General features: G+C 43.3%; 13 protein-coding genes. 7 read left to right on the top strand and 6 right to left on the bottom strand.

The window, feature by feature from the left end; translation table 11 throughout:
- Positions 1-439: 439 nt before the first annotated feature.
- Positions 440-1,108, top strand: a complete 669-nt coding sequence (locus MKY01_RS23420) for an HAD family hydrolase (protein ID WP_036615249.1) — start codon at positions 440-442, stop codon at positions 1,106-1,108.
- A gap of 47 nt (positions 1,109-1,155) precedes the next feature.
- Complete coding sequence (locus tag MKY01_RS23425; RefSeq protein WP_282320621.1) at positions 1,156-2,328, top strand: mannitol-1-phosphate 5-dehydrogenase; 1,173 nt, start codon at positions 1,156-1,158, stop codon at positions 2,326-2,328.
- A 220-nt stretch (positions 2,329-2,548) separates the two neighbouring features.
- Here MKY01_RS23425 and MKY01_RS23430 read toward each other — a convergent pair whose 3' ends face one another.
- From MKY01_RS23430 to MKY01_RS23440, 3 genes are all read right to left on the bottom strand, one after another.
- Positions 2,549-3,439, bottom strand: coding sequence for a hypothetical protein (locus MKY01_RS23430; RefSeq protein WP_282320620.1), 891 nt, complete (start codon positions 3,437-3,439; stop codon positions 2,549-2,551).
- A gap of 142 nt (positions 3,440-3,581) precedes the next feature.
- A complete protein-coding gene (locus tag MKY01_RS23435) occupies positions 3,582-4,235 on the bottom strand; it encodes a YkyA family protein (protein ID WP_282320619.1) in 654 nt (217 codons plus the stop codon).
- Positions 4,236-4,275: 40 nt separating this feature from the next.
- Positions 4,276-5,178: a polysaccharide deacetylase family protein gene (locus tag MKY01_RS23440; protein WP_235431597.1), complete on the bottom strand. Its 903-nt coding sequence runs from the start codon at positions 5,176-5,178 to the stop codon at positions 4,276-4,278.
- Between the two features lie 228 nt (positions 5,179-5,406).
- Between MKY01_RS23440 and MKY01_RS23445 the strand changes: the two genes are divergently transcribed.
- From MKY01_RS23445 to MKY01_RS23455, 3 genes are all read left to right on the top strand, one after another.
- Positions 5,407-6,351, top strand: a complete 945-nt coding sequence (locus MKY01_RS23445) for a DMT family transporter (protein ID WP_036668496.1) — start codon at positions 5,407-5,409, stop codon at positions 6,349-6,351.
- A gap of 63 nt (positions 6,352-6,414) precedes the next feature.
- Complete coding sequence (locus tag MKY01_RS23450; protein ID WP_339283751.1) at positions 6,415-7,254, top strand: sulfurtransferase; 840 nt, start codon at positions 6,415-6,417, stop codon at positions 7,252-7,254.
- A 414-nt stretch (positions 7,255-7,668) separates the two neighbouring features.
- Complete coding sequence (locus MKY01_RS23455) at positions 7,669-9,672, top strand: hypothetical protein (protein ID WP_339283753.1); 2,004 nt, start codon at positions 7,669-7,671, stop codon at positions 9,670-9,672.
- A 540-nt stretch (positions 9,673-10,212) separates the two neighbouring features.
- On the opposite strand, the gene MKY01_RS23460 is transcribed toward MKY01_RS23455, so the two are convergent.
- Both MKY01_RS23460 and MKY01_RS23465 read right to left on the bottom strand, forming a co-directional pair.
- Entirely contained in the window at positions 10,213-11,772 is a 1,560-nt protein-coding gene (locus MKY01_RS23460) for an acetamidase/formamidase family protein (protein ID WP_339283755.1), read from the bottom strand.
- A gap of 597 nt (positions 11,773-12,369) precedes the next feature.
- Positions 12,370-13,272, bottom strand: a complete 903-nt coding sequence (locus tag MKY01_RS23465) for a type II CAAX endopeptidase family protein (protein WP_255319699.1) — start codon at positions 13,270-13,272, stop codon at positions 12,370-12,372.
- Between the two features lie 139 nt (positions 13,273-13,411).
- Here MKY01_RS23465 and MKY01_RS23470 point away from each other — a divergent pair, with 139 nt between their 5' ends.
- Positions 13,412-13,990: a TetR/AcrR family transcriptional regulator gene (locus MKY01_RS23470; RefSeq protein WP_127544902.1), complete on the top strand. Its 579-nt coding sequence runs from the start codon at positions 13,412-13,414 to the stop codon at positions 13,988-13,990.
- Between the two features lie 155 nt (positions 13,991-14,145).
- On the opposite strand, the gene MKY01_RS23475 is transcribed toward MKY01_RS23470, so the two are convergent.
- A complete protein-coding gene (locus MKY01_RS23475; RefSeq protein ID WP_339283758.1) occupies positions 14,146-14,733 on the bottom strand; it encodes a DUF1629 domain-containing protein in 588 nt (195 codons plus the stop codon).
- 745 nt (positions 14,734-15,478) lie between these two features.
- Between MKY01_RS23475 and MKY01_RS23480 the strand changes: the two genes are divergently transcribed.
- Positions 15,479-16,450 (top strand): phosphotransferase, encoded by a 972-nt coding sequence (locus MKY01_RS23480; RefSeq protein ID WP_339283760.1) that lies wholly within the window; start codon positions 15,479-15,481, stop codon positions 16,448-16,450.
- Positions 16,451-16,491: the final 41 nt, after the last annotated feature.

Genomic DNA, 16,491 nt, shown 5'->3' on the forward strand with positions numbered 1-16,491 from the left:
TCTGGCGTAAAGCTAATAAAATCCAATAAATTCAGCTCCATTTCTTCTATTATAAAAGTGTCGAAAGCTGTTGAACGGCAAGACTATCCAATTTTCATAAAAAAAGTTTTATTTTTTTGAGCTGTAAAAACAGTTTATTCAGTACACCGCTTACATGCAAAAGGGTTAACGGTTTGCAACGTTCATCATTTTCCGAAAACAAATCATACATGTGAAAATTTTCAATGTAAACAATCATGACGCGCTTGACCCTTCGGTTTGTCCTATGTTACGGTTTTATTAGCTTCAAACGCATATTTTTTCCCAAATTAATATTCATTTTCGGTTTATTGCGTCAACTAATATCCCGCAGGTTAATGAATACAGGGAATGAATTTGCAGAAAATTTTCATTTTTCGTTTTATCCCCAAACTAATTCTGAAACAGGAGGAACAAATTTATGATTAAGGCACTGGTGTTTGATTTCGACGGAACGATTATTGATACAGAGACAGCATGGTATATTGCTTTTCGTGATGCTTACAAGGAACACGGCGTAGATTTAACCCTGGAGATGTATTCACAATGCATCGGTACCAGTCTGAAAACATTTAATCCGTATGAGTACCTCATCACAGATTTGAATCTTCCGATTGATCGGGAAGAGTTCAGGGAATCCGTTCAGTTGCAGCACGCTGCATTGATGAACAAAGAAAAGGTGCGCCCTGGTATTCAGGAATATCTTGAACAAGCACGTGAAGCCGGACTGAAACTGGCTGTAGCATCCAGCTCCAAACGGGAGTGGGTTGAACAACATCTGGAACAACTGAAACTAAAAGATTATTTTGAAGTCATTCGTACGGCAGATGATGTTGCAAATGTGAAGCCTGACCCGGAACTCTACACTCAAGCGCTTGAAGCCCTTGGAGTAACTGCAGACGAAGCCGTAGCGATTGAGGATTCACCTAACGGCGCGCGTGCAGCTGCTGCGGCTGGTATGCACTGCGTAGTCATCTCGAATACCATCACAGGAACACTGGAATTCGATATGCCTCACCAACGGTTATCTTGCTTGACCGACCTTACATTTAATGATTTGATTTCGAAGCCACTCGTCACTACCGTCTAAGGTCTGCACGAATTTCTCGATTTAATCCTTAAAGGGGGAGTTCACACATGAAAGCTGTACATTTTGGTGCGGGCAATATAGGCCGCGGTTTTATCGGTCATATGTTGTCCGCTTCCGACTACGAAGTCTGCTTTGTCGCACGTAACCCGAAGAAAATCTCCATGCTTCAAGAGAGACAGGAATATCCGATTACACTTGCCAATAGAGATCAGGACACTACGATTGTCAACAACGTGACGGCTATCAATGTGAGTGAGCAGAATCTGGTTGCTGAAGAGATCGCTTCAGCCGATGTGATCACAACCGCGGTGGGGGTATCTGCACTCGGAGATATCGCCGAACCGATCGCCAAAGGCATTCAACTTCGCATGAAAAACAATAATCAGGCTCCACTGCATATTATCGCTTGCGAAAATGCCATCGGTGGTAGCACCAGGCTGAAGAAACGCATTTATCCATTTTTGGATGAACAAACTCGCAAAAAAGCCGAACGTTATGTTTCTTTCCCCAATGCAGCTGTGGACCGGATTGTTCCGGCTCAAAACCACAAAGACCCGCTACAGGTCACTGTTGAACCTTTTTACGAATGGGTCGTTCATCGTCCAGCACTTCTGGATGGATTTAAGAAAATAGATGGCGTACACTATGTGGATTCGCTTGAACCTTATATCGAGCGTAAAATGTTTACGGTCAATACAGGCCATTGTGTCGCCGCATACTTCGGCTATCTCGAAGGATTCAAGACGATCCGACAGGTGATGAGTAATTCCACCCTGCGGGCCAAAGTGCGCCATGTTATGGAAGAGACCGGTCAGATGCTTATCCAGAAGCACGGATTCAACGCTCAGAAGCATAACAAATATATCGATACCATACTGGAACGCTTCGCCAATCCCAACCTGACGGATCAGGTCACCCGGGTCGGACGTTCCCCCCTTCGCAAGCTTTCGCCTCATGATCGGCTTGTTCGCCCAGCGATGCAGGCCAGTGAATTCGGAATTGAAATTCCTCATTTAACTTCTGCTATGGCGGCCGCAATGCTGTTTAATGACAAACGCGACGAGGAAGCCATGAAGCTACAACACATGATTCGCGAAGATGGCGTCTCCGCCTTCATCCGTGAACGCATGGGAATTCCCGACGAACATCCCGTTCATCAGAATGTAATCGCCCGTTATCAGGAACTCAGAGGGCGCAAGGAATCGACCATACTAACCTGAGTAACGGATCAGGGCATGGGTTCGATCCTGCAAACTGAATAGAAGCACGGCCAAGAAGCCGGGAGGAACCTATGCAGCTGCATCGCTCCTTCCGGCTATTTGTCTATGCACGGCGTGGCACGGCACGGTACATCCTATCTATATTGTAGTAACGTTAATAAAACAGCGTATCTCCTCTCAAGGAAACACGCTGTTTAGGGAATCTTTTTAATTTAATTTTCTACTCATTCATAATGGAATTGAGGGATGCATAGGCCATGGGCAGGAAACCTTCCGAAGGTTCACCAATAGGTGCTTGGATGTGGAAAATGAAACCATTGCCGTCCAGTTCTTTCACGATAAAATACTCTGTTTTCTTATCATTCTGGGACATCATGTATAATTTTGCATCCTTCATCGGGCCGTTGCTGAGTTGTTCAGCCGTTAATTGCTTCACTTCTCCGGTCTCGGACAACTCTTCCTTGGCATCCATCTTCAGCGCATCCAGATTGTAATTCGCCGGCAGCTTCTCAATCTCTACCTCATAATCCGGATCAATCTTCATTGTTAATTCATGGTCTTCGGCGTCAAAGGCCATCGGTTCAAACACATAAAGTGAATAACCTTTCGCTTGTGCCAGTGTTACTGGGCGTTTCTCGGTCATTCCTTCTACCGTCACTTCCAGCTCTGATGTCTTCGGACGATCGGACGTTACTGTACCGCCTGCATTGGAACCGTTATTGTCATCACTCGATTCAATCTTTGCAATCTCTGTAAGTACCAACTGTTTCGTTGTTGCATCAATCGTTTTCTCTACATATTTGAAACGAACGGAATCTTCGTCATCGATATCATCCAGAGACTTCTGCAGATCTTCGCTCACCTGGAATGACATCGGCTTCTCATTCACTCGAATCTCAACGGTATGCGGATCAGCCCATCCAGTCAGAATACCTTCTGCTTCTATTGCAGCACTTTCATTTGGTTGTTGCTCCGGTGCTGGTGACTGTTCTTCCGTATTATTCACTGTTGGCTGTGCAGCAGGATTACTGTTCCCACAAGCCACAAGCGAGAATCCCATAAGTAAAACCAGGAGTGATGCACTGACTTTCATTGTATTTCCTTTTCGCATATGAACACCTCCGTTAGCTTATACGCAATGATGCTTGTCCATGTTGCTTCTCATCCATTGGCTTGGCTGTATACTAGTACTTACACGGGAGACAGGCAGCTCAATCATGCAAAATATCTGAATCGTTGCTCAGATCCTCTACTCAGCTGGCCTGATCCATCTGAACCAGTTTGGCATTGGCTCCGTTAAATGCTTTGGTCTGGAGGTTAAATTGCTTTCGGAATTCAGCAAGCTTCGCATATTCGCTATTCCGTACACGAATGGCTCGCTTAATCTTAACCAGATTAGGTTCTGCACTTTCTCTCATCAGATCATACAACTGTTCATCGGCACTCAAACTCAGCTGATACGAGGCAACAAAATTTTCCAATGCACGTGCTCTTGCTTCATATTGATCCAGCACCTTTTCAGCCTGTGCCAACGTTTCTTCTTTTTCAAATGATAGTTCTTTCAATGAACCGCGCAGGGCCACCGTCTTCTCGTTGGTCTGTTCCATGGCCTCTTCCGCCTGTTTCAACAACGTTCTTCGTTCACGGATATGATCTACTGCCTGATCCAGCAGTGCTTCGAGGTCACTGTTTTTGTTCTTTCCTTTGTCTAAAATAGACTTGTATAACTTCATATCTTCCTGCTCATGACTGGTCAGCGTCTTCAAACTCTGATCGATCTCCTGACCGCTGAGCACCAATTGGTTTATCTGATTTGCCGCAGGCTCCTGCGGATCTCCACAACCACTTACCAGCAGAATTAGCAATACACTAACTGCCGCAAGCGCCACTTTTTTACTCGTTAGCACCCAAGCCCTTCCTCTCTTGCATCATCATCTTGTTGTTATATTACAAGCGGGTATCTCCGCTAAAATTGGCTACCCAGTGTGCATCCGGATCGTATACTTCGAACTCGTAACCCCGATCTTCGAGTAACTTCAGAATGCGTGGTAAAGCCTGAACCGTCTGCTCCCGCTCATGCATCAGAATCACTTCCTTATCCCGATGTACACTTTTGCTCACCCGGGCCACAATCTTGTCCGGCTGACCGGGAAGATTCCAATCGAGTGAATCTGTCGTCCAGTCCCACATTTTGAATCCGGCCGCCGCAATGTCACCTCTGAACTTTTCACCGATCTGTGGACTGCTGCCATAAGGTGCACGAATAAGATGAGGTGTAAAACCAATCAGGTCCTGCACCATCTTCTGCTCTTTCTTGAACTCTTTCACAAAGTTTGCCGAGTTGCCGCTCTTATACAGCTTTTTATAGTTATGCGTCATGCTGTGAAGTCCAGGATAACTGCCTTCCTTCAACAGCCGTTTCACTGCTTCCGGATGCTGATTCAACTGACGTCCGATCATAAAAAAGGTAGCCTTTGCCTCATGCTGCTTCAATATATCCAGCAGTTGTTCCGTATATTCAGTTGGCCCATCATCAAACGTTATGTATGCCAATTTGCGAACCTGGCCCTGAAACCGTGCCGGCTCCTCCTTCGCATCCGGAGTAACTTGTATCATGCCGAGCTTGGCCGGCTGTTCGATTACAGTGATCGGAGGCGGCGCCACAACGCTTTTGATCCAATGCGTCATGCCAAAGAATACATATGTAATACCGGTAACGAACAGTACCAAGAGCATTAGAGCTATGATTACCCTTCCATACCGGATTTTTCTTCGTTTATGTGTTTTCGTGCGACTTGTGCTAGGCGGAATACTGCCACGCTCTCCCGCTCTCTCTTGTTGAACTCTCACTGTCATGCCACTTCCTTACTTTCATTTTTTCCCGATTATTGGTATATTATCTCGTTTCATGTCTCTATATAGAAGATTAATAGAAAAATGGATCGGGAGAATGACAGAATAGTTACAAGCCCGGTTACAATCTACTTATCTCTTCGTTCTCTTTATCTTTCCTGCGGTTGTCTTCTCCTGTATAATGAAGTGATTTACGCTATCAGACTTCAAGAAGGAGCTACACCCATGACAAGCTTGAACCGTGCCGGCAGATCCATCTATCTGTTATTCTTTGTCGGCATTATCGCCATTTCTTTCTCTTCGATCTTTGTACGCTGGTCTACCGCAGATGTTGCGGTCATTGCCATGTACCGTCTATTTCTGACCAATCTGCTAATGCTGCCTTTTGTCTGGAAATACAGACATGAGATGATGCGTCTGAGCTTACGGCAGTGGGGCTTGCTGCTTGCATCCGGTGTGATGCTGGCCCTTCATTTCCTGCTCTGGATGGGTTCGCTACGGCTCACCAGTGTTGCCAGTTCCACAGTTATTCTCGCGCTGGAGCCTATACTGATTCTTGCCGGTTCGGTATGGCTGTTCAAAGCCAAAATTAACCGCATGATGATCATCGGCATGGGCATCGCCCTGCTTGGATCAATCGTCATTGGCGCAGGAGATTTCCAGTTGGCAGGTACTGCCCTGCAAGGTGATGTCCTGTCTTTACTTGGCACAATCGCAGTCGCCGTTCATATGCTGCTGGGTCAATTTTTGCGAGCGGGACTTAGTGCATTTTCGTATAACTTCTGGGTTTTCTTCGTAGCTGCTTGCACGCTGGCGGTATATAATCTGATCATGGGCCATCCGTTCGGAGGTTACGCTGCGTCAGAGTGGGGAATCTTCCTGCTGCTCGCCATTGTGCCAACGATCTTTGGACATTATCTCTTCAACTGGCTGCTTCAATATATGAATGCCACAACGGTATCCATGGGCGTACTTGGGGAACCCGTATTCTCTTCATTGCTAGCCTGGATGCTGCTCGGCGAATCCCTCAGTGCTTTACAAATGTCCGCCGGGGTGGTCATTATATTCGGGGTATGGATCTTCATTCGATATGGCAAAACCAAACCTCAGATTGCTTCAGCAGAAGCCTCTGTTGCGGGAAAAGGGCCTATTGAACCTACAACGGTATAACGTATTTTTTCGTAAATCATAGTAATAAACGACTCTACCACTCTCATAAGGCGGTGTATTTTGATGAAAAATATTGTATCCATGCGCTGGCTGCTCGCCAGAATGTATGAACCGGATGTAGTTATTGCAGATTGCCGATTCTTGCTCGGTCAGCCAGAGGCTGGAAGACAATCCTATGAAGCTGGACATATCCCAGGGGCTGTCTATCTCGATTTGGAAAAAGACCTGTCTTCTCCTGTATCTGCGCACGGAGGACGTCATCCGCTTCCTGATCCAGCTGTGCTCGCAAGTCGTCTCTCCAAAGCTGGCATCGGCTCCAATAGTCGTATTGTTGCTTATGACGATCAAGGCGGGATGAATGCATCTCGGCTATGGTGGCTGCTTCGCTATATCGGTCATGAACAAGTGTATATCATGGACGAAGGTTTCTCCGCTTGGAAAAACGCCAAATTCCCAGTGACTACGGATGTGCCGGTTCAGATCCCGGCTTCCTTTGAGGTGAATGTGCAACCAGCCATGCTGGCAAGTGTTGAAGATGTTCAGCAGGCTTCGGCAAGTGGCAGTGCCGTGCTAATTGACTCCCGTGATGCTCGCCGTTATGCGGGTCTGGAGGAACCGATTGATGCCAAGGCCGGACATATTCCGGGTGCGGTGAATTATTTTTGGAAAGATGTGTTGGATTGGGATGGACGTTGGACAGATACTGGGGTGTTAGAAGAGCGTTTCAGTAAACTGGACAAGGATGGTGCGATTATCGTGTATTGCGGTTCTGGCGTCTCGGCCTGCCCTAACGTGATTGCGCTGGAAGAAGCGGGATATACGAATGTGAAATTGTATTCCGGAAGTTGGAGCGATTGGATTAGCTATGAGGGGAATCCGGTGGCTACGGGGGAAGAAGTTTAGGATTCTGATACATTGTGGATGATTGGAATAGCTAAGCGGAAATGCCGCCTGGGTCTAAGGACTCATGGCGGCATTTTATCGTGATTTTCATGTTCCCATTTAATATGAGCGGCGGTTTTGGTAGGAATTGAAGAGTGAGAATCAGCTGCCGACTTTGAGAAACGTTTATAAAAGATTGCTTTGAGAGTGTCATGGGTCTGATCTGTTTCTGCAGAGACCATCAGCATTACCATAAACGAATAGTAGAATTTTTCGCGTACGATATTGAGGCGATATTACTTGTTACGACTAGGTCCCTCGTCGAGCACCAATCTGAGAAAGAGACCGTCCAAACTTTTCCTTCTTGGTATTATCCCCTTATTCTCTTATAATGAATAATTTAGTAACCAATATACAATTTTAAGGAGATGGAGTATGAAAGAGAGTGAGGTACGCTTTACCACAAAGTTTCTGATCGTAGTAGCTATGATTTTATGTAGTGGGTTGCTACCGATTACAGGTGGAAGAGCAGAAGCAGCACAAGAGCGTTACAAATCGGAATTCGAATTTGAATTCAAATATGAGGAAGAAGCATCCAGAGTTATACCTCAGGTTCGTGTAACGAAGTTTTATTTTGATGACGGTCGTGTGGAGACTGAACTTTATGAATTTCCAAAGCAGGCAAGGGCTGTATCGAAAGATGCGCAATCCTTAGAGAGTGCACGCAAAAAAGATGATCCAGCGCTGAAGCAAACATTTTATCCAGGCTGCGGTTGGGGCTTTGGCACACATGTGATGAATACAGAGAAAGGGCCGCTAGCTTTTACGATTTATTGTGATTCAACGACAGACAAACAACCAGATGCAAAAGGTAAAAAGAAGTCCGTAAGCAATCATGTTATCTATAAATATGATCTCGAACGCAATCTTCTAAGCGTGTTGAATCAAGTACAAACATTCGGGGAAAGCCGGCCTCCGTTCCGAATCTATTATGACTTTGGAGGCTATACCTTGCAGGAAGGTAACGGAGAAATAAACTATGAAGAACGAAATATCCGAGTCTATTCACTGCTCAGTAACAAATTGCTGGCGCGTATTGCTGAATATCCACAGGTAATTGACAAAACCTTAAGATACTCCGAGTACACAAAAATATCCAATGATCCAAAAGTTATCGCTAAAATTGGAAATTATGTAACACATAGGAATAATAATTACATAGGAGAAACAATCATTTTGAATTCAGACGGAACCCGAACCAAAAGCAAGATTCCCGCCGCACTACCAAACCATATTTTTTATGAAGATAAAATTGGTTCAATAACTTATGTATCCTATAAAAATCCAAAAAGCGAAAATCGCATGGTAGGTTATCGAACTTCTGCAAGTGCAGCAATCAAGCCACTATCTCGCACAGATGCTTCAAGTTCGATGTGGTTCACTGAGTACAAGCATTACGTTCTGATTCGTCAGCAAACAGCCAAAGAAAAAACAATAAGAATCGTCGATACAAAAACGGCAAAAGTTGTATCCGAAATTCCGGATATCGGCGGTGGAATATATAAGGAAGTTGGCGATTCAATTGTTTTATTCCAAGTCGAAAAGAAAGATTACTACCTGCACTTGCCAACAGGAATTATTACCCGTAATATGGAGAATTCTCAATTGGTACAAGCCGATACAGGTGGATACACGGGCGACCAATCGAAACTGATCTCCATGCAAGCTCCACCACAAATGCTCGTAAACGGCAAACCGATGCGTTATGTCGGCCAAGGCCCCTTCCTGACGAAGGACAACCGCTGGTACGTAGAAGTGAATGATTTTGCAAAGGCAGCGGATGCTACAGTGTCCAAAACTTCCAGTGGGTGGACGATCAATCGTGGTAATTATAAAATGACCGTCTCCAAAACCGATAAAACGGTATTAACCTGGGCTGGGCAGACCTTCGTACCATTGGAGACACTGAACGAAAAATTGGGCATGGCTGGGGGGTTCTTGAATTCCCTTTTAGGTAAGGGCTACGAATACAAAGTGCTCCATGTTTTTTCCAAGGATCTGAAAGAAGCAGATATTATCGCTCGCCCTGATCTGTACGAGGCCATCGAAAATGATTCAGGGAATTATTATTCAATGGAAAATGGTAAACCTGCCGCAAGGCCGTTGTCGGAAGCCAACAGGTATTATTATGATGGGACTAATCTCATCTTCAAAGATGGCTTACTCGTAAATGTAGCTTCTATATACAATGCGGGTGGCCGTACGTTGCGAAATATTCTGTTCGATATCAATAAACTGAAGCATGTCATTGCCGTCTATGGAACGCCGAATGCAACCATGACCGGAGGACAAATGGTACGCTGGTACGAGGTGGATGGTAACGTGCTGGTATTCGAAGGTAACTCTAATTTGAAGGGTGCTTATTATATTTCACGATAAACACGAGGTGATATTCTGTGCTCCAAGCCCGTTTCCAAATAAGGACTCGGGCTTTTTTATTAGGCTTAAAGGAATGCCGAGTCCCCGCTCTCCATAACCCAATCACATAAATCAGTATAACTAACCTCTTATCGCACTCATAGCGGAACAAATTATGGGAGCCATCGAGGAAGAAAGAACGGTTGAAAGGCGAGTTGCCCGTGCAGTTTGAAATCCCTTCGGCCATGATCCGAACGTGAAGTTGTATTCCGGAAGCTGGAGTGACTGGATCAGTTATGAGGAAAATCCGGTGGCTATAGGCGATGAGGAAGCGCACAAAGACGTATAGCAGTGTATCGATGTTGAATACATCGCTAGGTGGCTTATCTGCCCCGGCGATGTATTTTTCTATGTTCGGAGTCAACATCGAGTCAACAATACAACCCTTTAAGTATTTAAAAGCACACAGAAGTAGACATCAAGTGGTAGCTTTTTTTGATTCATGATAACGGAAAAAACCGTGATGGATATCTGTCCACCACGGTTGAATAATGAAATCTATTATTGCTTTTTACTTAACGATACATTAGCTGTTAACGTCTTGTCGATCGTCGTCCAGTTGACATAAGCACCTAGTATTTCATTAATAACAGAAACCGGAACTACGGTTTCGCCATTTAAAAGCTTTGGTACGTTACTATTGAACACTAGTTTATCGTTAATTGAATACACATCTGAACCAATTTGCGCACTTATATTTTTCGCACCTAATTTGATTTGCGTTGTACGCGTCTTATTATCCCACACTACTGTACCGCCCAATAGCTCCGAAATTGTTCGAATCGGTACGTAGAACTCATTGTTATGGACAACCGGTTTGATTAACGTACCACCTACGTTCATTGCAACGTCAACATGTTCAAGGAAATCGGTTTTTCGAATGAGTCCATGAACCCCTTTAGTTCGGTCTACGACCTGAGATACTTCATAATCCGTTGCGGCCGATAGGTACGCATATGCTACACTTCTATCCATATCAAGCTTATCGGATAAGAATTGAATCGATTCACGTACTGATTCTTTCATTGCTTCATCCAAATCAGGGTCCAGTCCAATTGGAATCCAATAATCTTCTGTTTCAGCAAAGGGTTGCGTAAATTCTCCACTGTGTGGTAGTGATGGATCACCTTTCTTTAACACCGTTAAACGAACTGTCCCCCTTAAGGAAGCTTCCAATGCAGTTAACGCTACTTCCCCATCTCCTTGAGCAAAGTGTGGATCTCCAGTATAGAATAACCCGCCTTTAACTTGAATCGGATAATAAATAGTTGCACCAACACCCAACTCATTAATATCCATATTCCCTCCTGTTTCAATAGGTGGGATAGAACTTACAACTTCACTGGTATTTGGTGCAACCCCCATAACACCTAGAAACGGGTTAATTGGGAAACGTACATTTTTTCCAGCTTTTGTTGGTAATACTCCATACCAATTGCCGTTGATTTCTTCAATAGGCGTAAATATAGATACATTATTATATAATTCCGGTTTTGTTGCGCTAGCTCCCTCTTGTGGGCCTGTATTTTCTGGAAATTCGTTAGGAAGGGCACCTTTACCATGGCGGTTAGAAATGACACCATATGGAACTCGAGTCTGCAACGAAAGGACTTCTACTTTAAGAACATCTCCTGGCTCCGCTCCCTCAACCGCTACTGGCCCAGTGATAATATGAGGTCCGTCTTTTACATAATCATGCTTAATCGCAGAAGCCGCAATTGCCTTCGCATCATCCAACACTCCATCGGGTGAGATACCGAATTTGCCGAAGTACTCCACTGGATTTCTCCCTTGATCTTCTATCAATCCCTCATGCGATACCGTATCAAATGTTACAGCACTTCCTGATGGCACAGTAAGAATCGGAGAGCTGTCTCGATTGGGCAGTGATCCCCAGCGAATGTTCTCAATCGCAGACGTTACATAATAATCACCTTCTACCTTATCAAGGGTTGTTGGTTGCAGCGGCATACTGAAGCCCACTGAAGGTAGAGCAAATGTAAACATACTTATAATCCCTACTGAAACCCCAAATTTCCTAATCGTTCGGTTAATAAACATTACGCTCCCCCTCTATACTATGTAATATTTTCTAACACAAATAAACACTAACATATAAATACATTTAAAACAATATTTTTTTGTTAACAAACATAACACCATAGAGATAAATATCAAGAATAAACTTATAAACACAAATGATACGTCAATATACTTGTCATATGAAAGACATGTAAAACTAAAATACTTCTAGTAACTTGAGGATTCTCCTTCAGAGATTTGAACAAACGAAATTAAGTTACATGGAAATTATGTATATCTTTAATGTATCCGATACCGCCGCTGGAATACTACTGCACTCCGGTTCAGGCATAATCACCTGTCTGCACGTGATTGCGCTGGAAGAAGCGGGATGCTCAAACGTGAAGTTGTATTCCGGAAGCTGTATTGACTGAATTAGTTATGAGGAAAATCCGGTGGCTACCGGGGAAGAGTAGGTACGGAGCACCGGTCTACAGTATCTCAAAGACAAATACACCGCCATGCAGGCTGATGCCTGGGGCGGTGTATTTTCTAGTGCCTGAGCGTCACTCGGGAATATGGGCGAGATAGAGGCATGTTTCATGGGAAGACTGATCCAACCAAATCCTTTCTCGCTCAATGAAACAGGATCTGCAAAAGAAAATGAGGAGAAGCATTCATGAGTCCATGTATCAAGATAATCACCCATATTTTACGATAGCGGGCCCATAAATAACCAAGAAACAGACCTGTAACCCCATGATTTGCAATTACTGTTGCCACATCAATATCCCAATGACCATTTCCTTGAATGGCGACATGCCAAATGGACCATAGTATTGAAACTAGTAGTATGGCGGGCCATCTTCCAAGCAACGTCTCCAATCGGGTTTGCAGCCATACCCGATAAAAAACTTCCTCCAATACGCTATTGATCATAAAACCAATCAACACCAAGAGAAGTAATTCTGTCATATCGGTTGCTACGATTTCTCCTTCTGGTTGTGCAATTGGAGAATAGAACTTTAGATAACCCCAGACCAAAATAACGATTAGTGGTACGATGACGTGTCCGCGAGAGCGAGGCTTTGCCGATATAATGTCTTGATGCCCGCCAGCCATTTTGCGATAAATCAGAAATAAAATCAACGGAGTGAACATTAATGTCGTTAACTTGAACGCCAAATAATATAGCTGGAAATGTAATCCTTGCTGGTCTATCGTTATCAGAGAAACCGTAAATAAAACGCCTGACAGCAATAATACAATCGATTGAACGACCAAGTGCTGTTTCTCCATTTGTTGGAAAATTGAGGAATCATGACTTTGATAAGGAATCATATGGATTAGAAAAATACCAAGGAATGCCGGTAACATACTATGCCATATTGGAATCACTTCCTCATGATCAGCCGTGTACCTTATATTCAAATTTCCGGTCCACACTAACCACAATACAGCAGCAAATATAATGATCATACATAATAAGCCGATTGCCTTTCCCCATGCTGGAAGCATTACTTTGAATTGCTGATTCATTCCAATTGCACTCCTTTGAGTGGCATGTTGCGTTTGCCCCATTCTTTTTTAATTCAGTTGAGTTAAATAAATTCTAGCACATCCCTCCTTCATCGTCTATTTATTTCAGTTGAGTTAAATAATATGATATTCTGTGTGTATGCCAAAAATCGTGGACCATGAGAAGATGAAGAATATTATCGCTGAAGCTACTTGGAAAATCATTAGTGAGAAAGGCATTCATCATGCAACGTCAAGAACGATTGCGAAGGAGGCCGGATTATCACAAGGCGCTTTAAGACATTACTTTTCAAAACAAGAGAGTCTATTAGCGTTTACAATGGAGTTAGTTAAGGAAAAGGTACTTACTCGAATAAAAAATCTGAATGCAAGAGAACTGGCGCCTCAAGAAAGAATTGTTGAATACTTGCTCGAACTAGTCCCGACGGATGAACAAACATTATTGGAAATGGAGGTTTGGTTTGCATTTGTAAGCTATGGAAAAACGCAAAAAGGGTTCGACGCCAATTATGAGGACCTGCAAAACGCAATCAAGAACTGCATCATGTACTTGAAAAATGAAGGTCTTCTGCGTACAACCGATGAAGAGAAGGAACAAGAAAAACTGTATGCCTTTATGAATGGGATGGCTCTCAATTTGTATCTAGAGCCGGATAAGATAAATAGAACACGAAGCAAAGAAATGATACAAGACTATATCAATTGGATTATACGTTAAAGGAAAACTTGATGCATAGATCAGGGAGCTAAGTCAGCTGACCCGCGCCAAGCAAAATACACAAGAAAGTCCGGTGGCTACTGGGGAAAAATAAAGACTAAGAGCCCACGTTTTGCGTGGGCTTCTTTGTGCTTCCATTATATCCATGTAGCATTTTAGATGCTTACATTTCCGACCTCTGTAACGTTCAGATTCAGCCTATGTTTTCGGCATACTTCGTAAAAATCTTTTGAAACAATGGGTTTGAAGATATTTATATAATCCAGCATAAAAAATTCATGCTCGCCAATTCGCTCTTCATGAAGGCAGATTTGAGATACAACTTTGACGATCTTACGTGGAGGCTGTTGTACAGATGCAGCAATGACCGCTTTGCGCCCATATTCCGAACGTTCATAATCAAAAACATCCAAACGATCGAGCTGATGTGCAGTCCAATAGGTTTTTTCAACCACACGACCGTCGTGGTAACACACCGTTGTCGGAATAAACTGTGTATTTGTTTTCGTTTCCTCCAACAGCGTTTTAAAACGATCTGATACGTGTCTCGTTCCTGTGATCGTCTCAAAATAATCTACGTTCAGGTTGCGTACCGTAGACAGTAGCTCAACCTCTGCTGTTGTCCCCTCGGGCAACGGATTGTCTATCGCCAAATAATTCATATCTAATTGGGGAGTGAAGGTTGTTCCGCCACTAATAAACCCTCTACGTGGATATTGAGATTCCAGAAAATAATAGTTCAAAGAATGATGTCCCCTTCCGAATGAAGTGCATTTTAATCAATTATACGGGTCAAATAGCGATAAATAAAACACCATGACAAGTTAGATTCATCTTTTGTTGGTGTACTTTTTCATTTTTATAGACTACATAGAGGCCCACATCGAACGATGCGGACCTTCGTTAGGGTTATATTGTTTTAATGAATCTAGCACACGCTATTTGCTCTCATTAGCACAAGTTTAAATTCTAACGAATCCCAGAGACGTTATTTCGTCAGTTCGGTCCATTTTTAAGGTGTTGACACCGTTTTATGACGGAATAGCGTTACTGAGGTTTGTTAAACCTTGTAGTCTTTCATAATCCACCATTTAAGATGTGCTAGATTCGTTAACGCATGGAACGAGGGGGGAATCGATAGGAGTGAAGTCCCTCCTTCCTTTGCATAGTTATATGGCGAATATCCATTATTTTAATAGATGCCTTGTTCCATAATAAAAGATGTTCATTGAAATGTAAGATGGCTTCCCAGCTCCTTAAAATCTTTGGTCATATATTAGTCAATAGAGAGTCAACTTGCATGCAAAATAGGGGCCGGATCACCCACTAACGTGAGTACCCGACCCCTTTCTTTAATATACATATGAATATACAGACCTTAATCAACACTTTAACAGATCAAAAAGAAACAGTCTATATTTTTGGGAAAATATTCTATATATTTAGGTTGCTGGCCGGCAAAATACAGTTGAAACGGAGCTTAAGTCGATGATGTCCAACAACCATCTTACTCGTGAAGAATTACAGGATTATGTGCAACATGTATTTGGTGCCAGTTACCTCATAACGCAGAGCGCAAGAATACATGGAGGCGCACAAAAAGTCATTTACAAAATTGACTGCACGAATGGTTTCACTTGTATGCTGTACGTTTGGGATATTTCCAGCAACTATTTTCAGGAAGAGATCTTGAATGAACCCACTTTCCACAGTTCCTATGGCAGCGAACTTTTCTCTTTGAATACTCGCTTTCTCGCTCAACATGGAATTCGAACACCCATCTTGTATGATCTAAATAACGATAGAGACCGGCACTCTTATGATTTTGCTCTTGTTGAGTATGTGGATGGACAGAAAGCCGAAGCGTATTTCCAGCATAAAAATGACAAAGATCGGGATGAGTTGTTTCAACGGATCAGGGATATGTTGTCTAATATGCATAACATCCAAAGAAACGTTTATGGAAACGCCAACGATAACAGTAAAAAAGCTGGGCCTTGCTACCAAGTTCAACGGTTGGATGCCGAAACAGCCTTATCCTATGCATCCAAACACATGACAGATATAAGGAAAAATGACGAAAGGTTGCTTGAGAAACTTTGCGAATTGGAAGCAGCAATTCAACCCAGAGATCTCTATAGTTTCATTCATGGAGAGTTAGGTCCAGATCATATATGGATAGATCATGCTATGCAACCATGCCTTATTGATATTGAGGGCGCAGGATTCTTCGATCTCGAACATGAGCATAGCTTTCTGGAGTTTCGATTTGGAGACTTTTATCATTACTTAAAAAATAACGATCTCGACCCGGAGCGGATGACATTTTATCGATTTTGCCATCATTTGTCCTTGATATCAGGAGGACTGAAACTGCTTCACAGACAATTCCCCGATCAGCAATTCGCTAAAGGGCTTGCAGAGTATCATGCCAGATGTGCAGTTCAAATGCTTTCATGAATATGGATATAAGCCTGGAAGGAGATTTGAGCATGGAGTTT

The organism is Paenibacillus sp. FSL R5-0486 (assembly GCF_037975155.1).
Classification (GTDB): domain Bacteria; phylum Bacillota; class Bacilli; order Paenibacillales; family Paenibacillaceae; genus Paenibacillus; species Paenibacillus amylolyticus.